The following is a 12095-nucleotide window of genomic DNA, read 5'->3' on the forward strand; positions in this document are numbered from 1 at the left end:
TTTTCCTCATGTGCTTGATTTTTGATGAATTAACGGTTTTCCCTAGCGGTAATTTATTGCGGTATATGCAATATTAGGTTTCAATAATATCAATTTACGCAACATTAAAAAAGCGTATAATCGTTTGCCATAACAATATAACAACGCAGTATGCAAACAAAACATAATACAATTCATTTAACAACCTGACTAAAGGATTAAAAAATGTCTAACTATTTCAATACATTAAACTTACGTCAAAAATTAGATCAATTAGGTCGTTGCCGTTTTATGGAACGCAGCGAATTCGCTGACGGTTGCAATTTCTTAAAAGGCAAGAAAATCGTAATTGTCGGTTGCGGTGCGCAAGGCTTAAACCAAGGTTTAAATATGCGTGATTCAGGGCTGGATATCAGCTATGCATTACGCCCTGAAGCTATTACTGAAAAACGCGCTTCATTCCAACGCGCAACGGAAAACGGTTTTAAAGTAGGTACTTATCAAGAATTAATTCCGACTGCGGATTTGGTGGTTAATTTAACGCCGGATAAACAACACAGCAAAGTGGTGGCGGATGTCATGCCGTTAATGAAACAAGGCGCTTCATTCGGTTACTCGCACGGTTTTAACATTGTTGAAGTAGGCGAACAAATTCGTGAAGATATCACTGTGGTAATGGTGGCGCCGAAATGTCCGGGTACGGAAGTGCGTGAAGAATACAAACGCGGTTTCGGTGTGCCGACATTAATCGCGGTTCACCCGGCAAACGATCCTAAAGGCGAGGGTATGGCGATTGCCAAAGCATGGGCAAGCGCTACCGGTGGCGACCGTGCCGGCGTATTGGAATCTTCGTTCGTAGCGGAAGTGAAATCCGACTTAATGGGTGAACAAACCATTCTTTGCGGTATGTTACAAGCGGGTTCAATCGTATGTTACGACAAATTGGTAGCGGACGGTAAAGATCCGGCCTACGCAGGTAAATTAATCCAATACGGTTGGGAAACTATTACCGAGGCCTTAAAACAAGGCGGTATCACTTTAATGATGGATCGCCTGTCAAACAGTGCGAAAATCCGTGCGTTTGAATTAGCGGAAGAAATCAAAGAACATTTGAACTTCTTATATTTAAAACATATGGATGACATCATCAGCGGTGAGTTCTCAGCAACTATGATGGCAGACTGGGCAAACGGCGATAAAGATTTGTTCGCATGGCGTGAAGCGACAGGTAAAACCGCTTTCGAAAACGCACCAAAAGCGGACGGCATCAAAATTTCCGAACAAGAATATTTTGATAACGGCGTCGTAATGGTAGCTATGGTTAAAGCCGGCGTTGAAATGGCGTTTGATGCGATGGTTGCAAGCGGTATTTACGAAGAATCCGCTTATTATGAGTCGTTACACGAATTACCGTTAATTGCAAACACTATCGCCCGTAAACGTTTATACGAAATGAACGTAGTAATTTCAGATACGGCGGAATACGGTAACTACTTATTCTCTAACGTGGCGACACCTATTCTTGCTAAAGAAATCGTGTCTCAATTAAAACGCGGCGACTTAGGCGAACCGACTCCGGCGGCTGAAATAGATAATGTTTATTTACGTGATATCAACGACGCGATCCGTAACCACCCGGTTGAATTAATCGGTCAGGAATTACGCGGTTATATGACGGATATGAAACGTATTTCATCTCAAGGTTAATTAATAATTTTTAAATAAGAAAACACCGTTTGCAGGTTTAACCGCAAACGGTGTTTTCTTATCTATGATTACGGATTACTGACCGTAATAGGCATTTTTGCCGTGTTTACGCAGATAATGTTTATCCAGCAATTCTTGTTGCATAGGTTGTACATTCGGGCGGATAAGCTTACTGAATGCGTTCATATAAGCAATTTCTTCCAATACCACCGAATTATGTACGGCATTGAAACCGTCTTTGCCCCATACGAACGGACCATGGGAATTCACCAATACCGCCGGAATATCCGTCGGGTTAATGCCGCGTTCACGGAAAGTTTCCACAATCACTTTTCCCGTTTCCAGTTCGTATTCGCCGGCAATTTCCTCCGCTGTCATTTTGCGGGTGCAAGGAATTGCGCCGTAGAAATAGTCGCCGTGGGTGGTACCTAAGGCAATCAGATCTTCACCCGCTTGCGCCCAGGCGGTAGCATGACGGGAATGGGTATGTACGATGCCGCCGATTTCAGGGAATTGGCGATAAAGCTCTAAATGGGTCGCCGTATCTGACGAAGGCTTTTTATCGCCCCAAACGTGATTGCCGTCCAAATCCACAATCACGATATCATCAACGGTCATCACATCGTAATCCACCCCTGAAGGTTTGATGGCGACTAAACCTTTTTCGCGGTCAATTTCGCTCACATTACCCCAGGTAAAGGTAATTAATTTGTGTTTCGGCAACTCAAGATTAGCTTGCAGTACACGTTCTCTTAACTCTTTTAACATTGAAAACCACCTTCTTTCATTTTTTGTTCAATCCAGCGACGAGCATTGATGATTTCGGCAATCGGCTCGTCTGATTTTTCCGTCCACATTTCGATTAAAAATGCTCCGCGATAATTCAGTTTATCCAAAATGCGGAATACATTAACAAAATCCACACAACCTTCGCCGAAAGGTACGTCACGGAACTGTCCTTTACAGCTTTCCGTCACTTTGTAAGTATCTTTTAAATGGATTTTGGAAATTTTATCCATGCCGAGGGTCAGCTCTTCTTCCACATTGTCATTCCAGGCGGACAGATTGCCCACATCCGGATAAACCGTAAACCACGGCGATTTAATGATTTCATCCCATTTTTTCCAGCGGCTGATAGAGCTCATGAATTTGGTATCCATAATTTCTACCGCCAGGGTGACTTCATTGCTGGCGGCTAATTCCGTCGCCCATTCCATACCTTCCCGGAAACGTTGTAATGTGCCTTCGTCCTGTTCTTCGTAATAGACGTCGTAACCGGCCAGTTGAATGGTTCGAATGCCTAAATCCACCGCTAATTTAATGGCTTTTTCCATAATTTCATAAGCTTTTTGGCGTGTGACTTCGTCATGGCTGCCAAAGGGGAAACGGCGATGTCCGGATAAACACATGGAAGGAATGGTAACGCCGGTTTTAATGATGGCGGACACTAACTCGATACGCTGTTCCAGCGTCCAGTCTAAACGGGCAAGTCGCTCGTCGGTCTCATCAATTGAAATTTCGACAAAATCAAAACCGCAGGCTTTGGCGATAGATAACCGATCCTGCCAGCTGATTCCTTTCGGTAACGCTTTTTCATAAATACCTAATTTGTGTTTTCTCATTAATAGACTCCTTCGGTCTTTTTAAATGAATATTGTTTATAAATTATACTAAAGCATTGCTTTTAATGCTGCGGTTAATGTCACATAACGCTGATATTTTTTTTGATAAAGGTCAAAGTTATCCGGATTAGGACGAACGACTTTAAGACCTTTGTTTAAAATTTCCGTAACCGTCAAATTGTTATTCAATGCCTGCATAGCAATTACGGCGGCGCCTAAACAGCCGGTTTCTTCAATTTCGGGAATTTCTAGAGTCATGCTGGTAAAGTCCGCTAACATTTGCATCCATATTTCTGATTTTGCCGAACCGCCGGTTACTCTCAACACATTGGTTGCAGGGAAACGCTTGAGCATACGTTCCAAATGATACATCAAACTGAACAATACGCCTTCATAAATGGCCTGCAATAAGTGTGCCTGGCAATGATGCGATTGAATACCGTAAAAGCCCGCCTGCATGCCTAAGCCGGCATTCGAGCCGTATAAAAACGGTACGAATAATACGGAACTGGCGGCCGGCGGTAGGGCGGCAATTTCTTCGTTAATCCGTTGATAATCCAGATTCCATTGTTTGACGAACCATTCTAAATTTCCGGCGGAGGTCGGGCTGGCCTCGTGTACGATAAATTTGTTTTCTTCCGCATAACGGCCATAAACGAAAGGCAGGGATTGGTTCGGGTCGATATGATCGGTAATACCGCTGACTACACACCAGGTGCCGAAAACCGTATTCAGTTTGGTTTCGTCTTCCAAACCGGCACAAAGTGCGGTAGAAACCACGTCAAATAAACCGCCGACCACCGGTGTTCCCACCGCTAAACCGGAAACCTTGGCGGCTTGTTCCGTGACATAGCCGGCAATCCGGTTTGATTGAATCACCGGTGGCAATTTTTCAATGATGCCTTCCAATCCCAATAAATCCGCTAAAACCGGGTCGTATTCCCCTTTCTCCATATTGTAGAGATTGGATTCGGAAATATTGGTTTCTTCACAATGCAATTCACCGGTTAAACAAAAACGAAGATAATCGTGGGACATCAGCACCGAGCCGATGCGGGCGTAACGCTCGGGTTCGTGCTCTTTTACCCAGCGCAAAATAGAAACGGGATGCCCCGTCCACAAAGTTTGGCGGGTAAACGGATAGAGTTTTTCGGGAATGCCCTCTTTTTGCCATTGTTTCACAATGTCTAAGGAACGCTGGTCGGAAGATAAAATTGCACGGCCTAAGGGCTGTTGGTTTTGATCCAACAGAAACGCGCCTTTGCCTTGTGCCGAAATGCCGACCCCTTTGATTAAATCGGGAGAAATTTTACTCTCGGCAATAGCTTTGCGTACCACTTCGGCACATACCTGCCAAAGCTGCGGCATATCCCGTTCCGCATAACCGGCTTTATCGCTAATCACAGGCACGTTTTCGCGGGCGATACCCTGCAAATTGCCCGTTTCATCAAATAAAGCGGCTTTGACAAAGGTGCCGCCGCAATCTATACCAAGGTAGTAATTCATGATCTTATCCTTCTGTCATTAGGGTCTGTTTATCTTTCATAAACTTCGTTGCTATAGGTTATGAAAGATAAACAGACTCAAAAAGTGCGGTCAAAAATTCGAAATTTTTTAACCGCACTTTTTTGGGGTTGTTATTTGCCTAAGGCGTCAATTTGTTTGATTAAGCTGTCGCCGTTCGCATCAATAAAGGCTTTACGGGTTTCCTGTTCCACCGCTGCTTTAAAGGGTGCGGTATCCAAATTATCCACAAATTCAATGCCGGCTTTTTTCATTTTTTCGACGATGCCCTGCTCGTTGTCTAAATTAAGCTGACGTTGATATTTACCCGCTTCCTGCGCGGCATCCACAATGGCTTTTTGCAGTTCCGGCGAAAGTCCGTCAAATTTTGCTTTGTTCATCACCACGATTAACGGGGTGTAGCCATGGTTGGTAAAGCTGAAATATTTTTGTACTTCATACAGTTTTGACGACCAAACAATACCGATCGGGTGTTCCTGTGCATCTACCGCTTTGGTTTCTAAGGCGGTATAAAGTTCGGACAACGGCATTGGTACCGGATTAGCGCCTAAAATACTGAACGCTTTGATGTACATCGGATTTTGGTTGGTGCGGACCTTTAATCCTTTAATATCTTCCGGTTTAGTCACCGGATGTTTGGAATTGGTGAAGCCTCTGAAGCCCACTTCCCAGAACGCAATACCTTTCAGCCCGTGCGCATCCAGCTGAGATAATAATTTTTGGCCGATTTCGCCGTCCAATACCTGGTAAGCGTGAGTGCGATCTTTAAAGATAAACGGAATATCGATAACGTTTAATTCGGAAACCAATCCGGTAAAGTTAGAGGAACTGGACATTTCCAAATCCACCGTCCCGCCGCGTACTGCGCTGATCATGGTTTGCGCATTGCCTAGGGTGCTGTCGGGAAATAAATTCAATTTGATTTCGCCGTTGGTTTTTTCTTTTAATAAGTCGTTAAATTTTTTGGCGGCGATATGCTGCGTATCGCTACGCGGCGCTTCATAACCAAAGCGTAAGGCGGTTTCCGCCTGCGCCGTCACGGCGGATAATAAAGCGACGCCTGCGATAAGTGCGGATAATTTATTAAGAGAGAATAATTTCATTACATACTCCTACATTCATAAGGCGGAAAAGCGGCAACATTCCGTCACCGCTTATTCAGGCAGGTTATTGCGCTAAAGCGTCGATTTTTTCAACTAAATCTTTACCGTATTTATCAATAAAGGTTTTACGCACTTTTTCTTCAATCACGGCTTTGAACGGTGCCTGATCAATTTGTTCGGTGACCTCTACGCCTTCTTTACGCACTTTGCTGATGATTTCTTTTTCATTGTCGATATTTAATTGACGTTGGAAAGCACCGGCTTCTTTCGCGGAATCTAACACGGCTTGTTGTAATTCCGGTGATAACCCATCAAATTTTGCTTTGTTCATCACCACAATTAATGGGGTGTAACCGTGATTGGTCAAACTTAAGAATTTTTGTACTTCATACAGTTTTGACGACCAGAAAATACCGATCGGATGTTCTTGCGCATCCACCGCGCGGGTTTCCAATGCGGTGTATAGTTCGGATAACGGCATTGGCACCGGGTTACCGCCTAATAATGAGAAGGCTTCAATGTACATTGGGTTTTGGTTGGTACGCACTTTTAAGCCTTTGATGTCTTCCGGTTTGGTCACCGTATGTTTTGAGTTAGAGAAAGCACGGAAACCGACATCCCAATAAGCCAAGCCTTTTAAGCCCTGAGATTCTAGGTCTTTCAACAACCCTTGACCGATTTCACCGTCTAACACTTTGAAAGCATGCTCACGATCTTTAAAGATAAACGGAATATCGATAACGTTTAATTTAGGTTCTAAACCCGTAAAGTTCGGCGAACCGGACATTTCAAGGTCGATGGTACCGCCGCGAACGCCGCTGATCATGGTTTGGGCGTTACCTAAGGTGCTGTCAGGGAAAAGTTTTAATTTGATTTCATCCTTAGTTTTGTCTTTAAGTAACTCTGCAAATTTTTTCGCCGCGATATGTTGAGTATCCGAGCGAGGCGCTTCATAACCGAAACGTAATGAAATTTCAGCTTGCGCAGTGGCAGACATAAGGGCAACACCTGCGACTAATGTAGCTAAAGTTTTTAAATTAAAAAGTTTCATAGGATTCTCCTAGAGTTGTGGGTAAATTTAAATTGTTTATTGTGGGTATAGGCTGCCCTATACCCGAGTATTTTTTACAACATCCAACTTAATGGAACGAGAATAAGTGAAGGAACGAATACAAATAATAAAAGCAATAAAATCATCATGATTAAATACGGGAAGATGCCTTTCGCCGCTTGGTCAAACGGAAGTTTAGACACACCCGTAATCACGTTTAATACGTTGCCCACGGGCGGTGTAATTAAGCCGATGGATGTATTTAGGATAAATAGTACGCCGAAATACACCGGGTCGATTCCCGCTTCTTCAATTAACGGCATTAATACCGGGGTTAAGATCAACACGGTCGGGGTTAAGTCCATTACCATACCGATAACAAATACCGCTAACATCACAACAAGCAATAAGACCGTCGGATTACCAAGTAAAGGTTCGAGTAACTCGGTTAACATGGCCGGTAATTCGGCAACGGTGATTAACCAGCCGGTAACGTTGGCGGCGGCAACCAAGAACATCACCACTGCGGTTGTTTTAGCAGCGGCCAACAGCACTTTATAAAGATCTTTGAATTTTAATTCGCGATAAATAAACATTGAAACGACCAAAGCATAGAAAGTCGCCACAGCACCGGCTTCGGTCGGAGTAAAGATGCCGGTACGGAATCCGCCGATGATAATGACAGGTAATAATAATGCCCAGATACTGTTTTTAAAGGAGATACAGAGATCTTGTCTGGTGGCTTTGGAAAAGGTCATTAAATTTAAGCGTTTTGCCTGCCACCACCAAAGCATGCCTAAGCAAATACCCATCATAATGCCCGGGAAAATACCGGCCATGAATAATTTGGTGATAGATACGCCGCTGGCCACCCCGAAAACGATAAAAGGAATGGACGGCGGAATAATCGGCGCAATAATCCCTGCGGTACCGATTAAACCGGCGGAACGGGCTTCCGGATAACCGGTGGTTTTCATCATCGGCAACAACATAGCGGCAACCGCTGCCGTATCCGCCACCGCAGAACCGGAAAGACTCGCCATAATCATGGCGGCAAGGATGGCAACGAAGCCTAATCCGCCGCGTTTATGACCGACAAGCTTCATCGGTAAATCAATAATTCGTTTGGATAAGCCCCCTTCATTCATCAGCTCGCCGGCAAGAATAAAGAACGGAATCGCCATCAGGGAGAAACTGTCCGCACCGCTCACGATTTGTTGGGCTAAAATTTGCGAATCGAATAAATCCAGGTGAACCATTAACGCTACACCGCACACAAGCAATGAGAAGGCGACAGGAATACCTAAAATAATTGCACCTAATAAAACAGCAAGAAAAATTACGACCGTCATTTTGTTTCTCCTTTAACCAAGGCTGCAATATTGGTTGCAATACGGGCCAAAATTAAGATTCCGATAGAAAAACCGGCTACCGTACTGGCAAGATAGGTAATGCCCTGAGGTAAACCGGATATAGGTGCAAGATTATTCAGATTTAAATTAAACTGGATCCAGCTGCCGTCTACGATAAGGTAGCAACAAAACAGCATGATTACATCCGTAATAAGATGGAGTAACTTTTTAGCTGACGGAGAAAGTTTTTCAACAAACACCGTAACGCTAACATGTTGATTTTCATTAAAAGCAAGAATGGCGCCTAAAAAAGCCAGCCATACAAACATATAGCGGGAGACTTCTTCGGTAATATTGATACTGCTATTGAATCCGTAACGTAATACGACATTCAGGAAAACCAAGACGGACATTGTTGCTAAAATGATGACGCAAATGGTCTCAATGGCTTTCCCGACAAATTGAGCTAAGGCTTTCATAGATAACTCCTAAATTTCGCTCATGGCAATCTTAACCACTATTTTACGTATCTTTTCAGAACCGTTATAAATAGCCGCTCTATGTGCGTCTTCCGGAAAAAACACCGCAAAATTTCCCGGCTGACAATGTAATTCCTGCTCATTTTCAGCCTCGGCATAATATAAAATATCCCGTTCCGGATTGTATTCAACGGCGACGGCATTGTTGCCTAAGTCGGTTGACACCCCCATAATCTCCGTACCAGAATGTAAATATTGGACGTCAAGATAATTGCGGTGCACTTCCGGCAAATATTCGGCTTTTGGCTTGGTTTCCAAATCTAAAACTTGGACGTAAATTTTATCGCCTTTTAACGGATAACGCCCCACTTCCATGGAATCGAAATCCGTTTTGGCTAAATAATCCAATGCGAACCGAATCGCTTGCGGATACTGTTTGGGATTGACCTTTGCAATATGACCGAAAATCATTGAATACCTCTGAACTATGAAATTACCGTATCAGGTAAAGAAAAAATGTGTTATTCCGAAAACATATCGTTCCCTTCCCGTAAACGGGAAAGGAACGAAAATATTAAAGAGATTTCAACTTAGCCCAAACCGTATCGTCCACAGGGATACCGTTCGCTTTATTATCCGCCAGGATTGTGGTGAATTCATGGCCCGGCAAACGTACCGGTTGATTCGGATCCACCGGTTCGGCGGTTTTTACATAATCCATAATGCGGTTAAGTTTTTCATCTTTTGTTTTGCCGTCGATTAAACGATCCACTTCGATGGCAATAAATACTTGCGATACGCAATATTCGTCATCTTTATCTTCGGTGACGGCGGCTGTTGACTCACCGTTAGAAAGCAGGGTTGCAATCATATCCAATACGATGGATAAACCGGAACCTTTCCAGAATCCCATCGGCATTAAGCGACGGTTTTTCTCAACGGTTGCCGGATCACGGGTCGGATTATTATTATCGTCAAAACCCGCATCCACGAATGTTTGGCGACCTTGCAAACGGTGAACTTCCAACATCCCGTAGGAATACATAGAACAAGACATATCCACCATGGTGATTGGCGTTGTCGGTACCGCAACGATTAGCGGGTTGGTACCGATACGGCATTCTTTTGCTCCCCAAGGCGGCATAACCGCAAGCGCATTTGTCCAGCAGATACCGATATAACCTTTTTCGGCCGCTTGCCAGCCGTATGAACCGCCGCGCATCCAGTGGTTGGCATTACGTAGCGCTACAATTCCCACACCGTTTTGAGACGCCAATTCCATAGCTCGGTCCATCATTTTTTTGGCGGTTAGGTTACCGATTGCCTGATGAGCGTCCCATTGTTCAATCGCACCTAATGAAAGTACTTTGGTCGGTTGAGCTTCAGGTTTAATATCGCCGTTTTCCAATTGCTGGATAAAACGGGGAAAACGGTTCACGCCGTGCGAATAAGCCCCCGCCTGTGTGGTATCGGCAAATACCGTTGCACATTCTTCCGCAATGTCTTCGCGGACGTTACGTGATAATAAAACTCTTTTAAACTCTGATTTTAATTCTTCATAAGATACTTTCATTTTTGCTCTCCCGCTTATGCGTTTCATATATTGAAATTGGATTCCATATTCATTATGATATGTTTCAAGAGAGATAAAGTTAAGAATAAATTGTTTAATTTGTGAACTAGATCTCATTTTTATGATATAAACTTATCTCAGTTGTTTTTTATAGTAAGAAGACTCAAGGAAATGGAAAAAAATAGCGGTAACCAAAGTCTTATTCGAGGATTACGTTTAATCGAAATATTAAGCCGGTTTCCTAATGGCTGTCCTTTAGTGCAATTGGCGAATATTTCCGAATTAAATAAAAGTACGGTACATAGATTGTTACAGGGATTACAACAAGAAGGGTTCGTTCAACCGGCAATAACCGTCGGCAGTTATAGATTAACCAGCAAATGCTTATCTATCGGTCACAAAATATTCTCCTCATTAAATATCATCAATATTATCTCTCCCCATTTAGAAAACTTAAATCTGGACTTAGGCGAAACCATCAATTTCTCAATGAGAGAAAACGATCACGCAATTATGATCTATAAGCTTGAACCCACCACCGGCATGATGAGAACCCGGGCCTATATCGGTCAACATCTGCAATTGTATTGTTCCGCCATGGGGAAACTCTATTTAGCTTATGATAGACCTGCCTATTTAAAGGAATACTGGCAGACAAACAACGATAATATTCAAACCTTAACCTGCAATACGATTACTGAATTGCCGGTCATGGAAAAAGAATTAGACGAAATCAAAAAGCAGGGCTTTGCCGTAGATAAAGAAGAAAACGAAATCGGTATTTCTTGTATTGCCTGCCCCATTTTTAATTTTCAGAACAAGGTAGAGTATGCAATGTCCGTTTCCATTTCCACATCTAAGCTGAATCAATACGGTATCGAACATTTGCTTGAAAAAATAAAGCTCACGGCGGAAGCAATATCCCTTGAATTAGGTTGGTTACCTGAGTCCGTTCAAAATTAATTCCCGATTTAATCAATTTTCTCAAAAGGAGATATTATGTCAAAACCGTTGTTACAAATCGCATTAGACTCAACCACTTTAGAAAAAGCGGTTGCCGATGCAAAGCAGGCCGAATCTTCAGTAGATATCATAGAGTGCGGTACGATTTTAGCTTGTGCCGAAGGGATGAAAGCGGTGTCCGTATTACGCGCATTACATCCGCAGCATATTTTAGTGTGCGATCTAAAAACCACCGATGCGGGAACCGTGTTGGCTAAAATGGCATTCGAAGCCGGTGCCGACTGGCTGACTGTTTCCGCCGCAGCTCACCCGGCAACCAAAGCTGGTTGTAAAAAAGTGGCGGATGATTTTAATGCGGCCAATCCGGATTTAAACGTCAAAAAAGAAATCCAAATAGAATTATATGGCAACTGGACGTTAGAGGATGCCGAAAGCTGGTTGGAATCGGGCATAAAACAGGTGATTTATCACCGTTCAAGAGATGCCGAATTAGCGGGTAAAGGCTGGACGGAAGAAGATTTAGAATTAATGAAGCGGCTTTCCGCCTTAGGCATGGAGATTTCCATTACGGGCGGTATTGTGCCTGAAGATATTCATTTATTTAAAGAGATTAAAAATGCGAAAGCTTTTATCGCCGGTCGTGCCTTGGTTGGGGAAAAAGGTCGGCAGACCGCAGCCGCCATCCGAGATAAAATTAATGAGTATTGGAATTAATGTCCTGAGCTGTCAAATGGATTTGCAC

The 12095-nt window shown here is 43.4% G+C and carries 12 protein-coding genes; 3 read left to right on the plus strand and 9 right to left on the minus strand.

The window, feature by feature from the left end:
- Positions 1 to 204: 204 nt before the first annotated feature.
- Positions 205 to 1686, plus strand: coding sequence for a ketol-acid reductoisomerase (ilvC, locus tag A4G13_RS09095; protein WP_090655321.1), 1482 nt, complete (start codon positions 205 to 207; stop codon positions 1684 to 1686).
- Positions 1687 to 1761: 75 nt separating this feature from the next.
- Here the strand turns inward: ilvC and araD are convergent, their stop codons facing one another.
- The 9 genes from araD to yiaK all read right to left on the minus strand — a co-directional run bounded on the left by araD (position 1762) and on the right by yiaK (position 10390).
- Complete coding sequence (gene araD, locus A4G13_RS09100) at positions 1762 to 2454, minus strand: L-ribulose-5-phosphate 4-epimerase (RefSeq protein WP_090655324.1); 693 nt, start codon at positions 2452 to 2454, stop codon at positions 1762 to 1764.
- Complete coding sequence (locus A4G13_RS09105) at positions 2448 to 3308, minus strand: L-ribulose-5-phosphate 3-epimerase (RefSeq protein WP_090655327.1); 861 nt, start codon at positions 3306 to 3308, stop codon at positions 2448 to 2450. Before A4G13_RS09105 ends, araD begins: the two co-directional genes overlap by 7 nt.
- Before the next feature lie 48 nt (positions 3309 to 3356).
- Complete coding sequence (locus A4G13_RS09110; protein ID WP_090655330.1) at positions 3357 to 4814, minus strand: FGGY-family carbohydrate kinase; 1458 nt, start codon at positions 4812 to 4814, stop codon at positions 3357 to 3359.
- A 131-nt stretch (positions 4815 to 4945) separates the two neighbouring features.
- On the minus strand, positions 4946 to 5935 hold the full coding sequence (locus A4G13_RS09115) for a TRAP transporter substrate-binding protein (protein ID WP_090655334.1): 990 nt from the start codon (positions 5933 to 5935) through the stop codon (positions 4946 to 4948).
- Between the two features lie 64 nt (positions 5936 to 5999).
- The gene (locus A4G13_RS09120; RefSeq protein ID WP_090655337.1) at positions 6000 to 6986 is read right to left on the minus strand and encodes a TRAP transporter substrate-binding protein; all 987 of its coding nucleotides are present in this window, start codon (positions 6984 to 6986) and stop codon (positions 6000 to 6002) included.
- Between the two features lie 74 nt (positions 6987 to 7060).
- Entirely contained in the window at positions 7061 to 8338 is a 1278-nt protein-coding gene (locus tag A4G13_RS09125) for a TRAP transporter large permease subunit (RefSeq protein WP_011199235.1), read from the minus strand.
- Positions 8335 to 8817, minus strand: a complete 483-nt coding sequence (locus tag A4G13_RS09130) for a TRAP transporter small permease (RefSeq protein ID WP_011199236.1) — start codon at positions 8815 to 8817, stop codon at positions 8335 to 8337. Before A4G13_RS09130 ends, A4G13_RS09125 begins: the two co-directional genes overlap by 4 nt.
- Positions 8818 to 8826: 9 nt before the next feature.
- Positions 8827 to 9288 carry a NanQ anomerase/TabA/YiaL family protein gene (locus A4G13_RS09135; RefSeq protein WP_090655340.1) on the minus strand — a complete coding sequence of 154 codons (462 nt, stop codon included), beginning with the start codon at positions 9286 to 9288 and terminating at the stop codon, positions 8827 to 8829.
- A gap of 103 nt (positions 9289 to 9391) precedes the next feature.
- Entirely contained in the window at positions 9392 to 10390 is a 999-nt protein-coding gene (yiaK, locus tag A4G13_RS09140) for a 3-dehydro-L-gulonate 2-dehydrogenase (RefSeq protein ID WP_041639426.1), read from the minus strand.
- Positions 10391 to 10561: 171 nt separating this feature from the next.
- Here yiaK and A4G13_RS09145 point away from each other — a divergent pair, with 171 nt between their 5' ends.
- Both A4G13_RS09145 and A4G13_RS09150 read left to right on the plus strand, forming a co-directional pair.
- Positions 10562 to 11353: an IclR family transcriptional regulator gene (locus A4G13_RS09145; protein WP_041639427.1), complete on the plus strand. Its 792-nt coding sequence runs from the start codon at positions 10562 to 10564 to the stop codon at positions 11351 to 11353.
- A 36-nt stretch (positions 11354 to 11389) separates the two neighbouring features.
- Positions 11390 to 12067 (plus strand): 3-keto-L-gulonate-6-phosphate decarboxylase UlaD, encoded by a 678-nt coding sequence (locus A4G13_RS09150; protein WP_011199240.1) that lies wholly within the window; start codon positions 11390 to 11392, stop codon positions 12065 to 12067.
- The last annotated feature ends 28 nt before the right edge of the window (positions 12068 to 12095 follow it).

Origin of the sequence: Basfia succiniciproducens (genome assembly GCF_011455875.1) — a bacterium.
Classification (GTDB): Bacteria; Pseudomonadota; Gammaproteobacteria; order Enterobacterales; family Pasteurellaceae; genus Basfia; species Basfia succiniciproducens.

Bases quoted from the DNA above. Each gene is read 5' to 3' on its own strand.
- ilvC (WP_090655321.1), top strand. From the start codon at position 205: ATGTCTAACTATTTCAATACATTAAACTTACGTCAAAAATTAGATCAA.
- araD (WP_090655324.1), bottom strand. From the start codon at position 2,454: ATGTTAAAAGAGTTAAGAGAACGTGTACTGCAAGCTAATCTTGAGTTG.
- A4G13_RS09105 (WP_090655327.1), bottom strand. From the start codon at position 3,308: ATGAGAAAACACAAATTAGGTATTTATGAAAAAGCGTTACCGAAAGGA.
- A4G13_RS09110 (WP_090655330.1), bottom strand. From the start codon at position 4,814: ATGAATTACTACCTTGGTATAGATTGCGGCGGCACCTTTGTCAAAGCC.
- A4G13_RS09115 (WP_090655334.1), bottom strand. From the start codon at position 5,935: ATGAAATTATTCTCTCTTAATAAATTATCCGCACTTATCGCAGGCGTC.
- A4G13_RS09120 (WP_090655337.1), bottom strand. From the start codon at position 6,986: ATGAAACTTTTTAATTTAAAAACTTTAGCTACATTAGTCGCAGGTGTT.
- A4G13_RS09125 (WP_011199235.1), bottom strand. From the start codon at position 8,338: ATGACGGTCGTAATTTTTCTTGCTGTTTTATTAGGTGCAATTATTTTA.
- A4G13_RS09130 (WP_011199236.1), bottom strand. From the start codon at position 8,817: ATGAAAGCCTTAGCTCAATTTGTCGGGAAAGCCATTGAGACCATTTGC.
- A4G13_RS09135 (WP_090655340.1), bottom strand. From the start codon at position 9,288: ATGATTTTCGGTCATATTGCAAAGGTCAATCCCAAACAGTATCCGCAA.
- yiaK (WP_041639426.1), bottom strand. From the start codon at position 10,390: ATGAAAGTATCTTATGAAGAATTAAAATCAGAGTTTAAAAGAGTTTTA.
- A4G13_RS09145 (WP_041639427.1), top strand. From the start codon at position 10,562: ATGGAAAAAAATAGCGGTAACCAAAGTCTTATTCGAGGATTACGTTTA.
- A4G13_RS09150 (WP_011199240.1), top strand. From the start codon at position 11,390: ATGTCAAAACCGTTGTTACAAATCGCATTAGACTCAACCACTTTAGAA.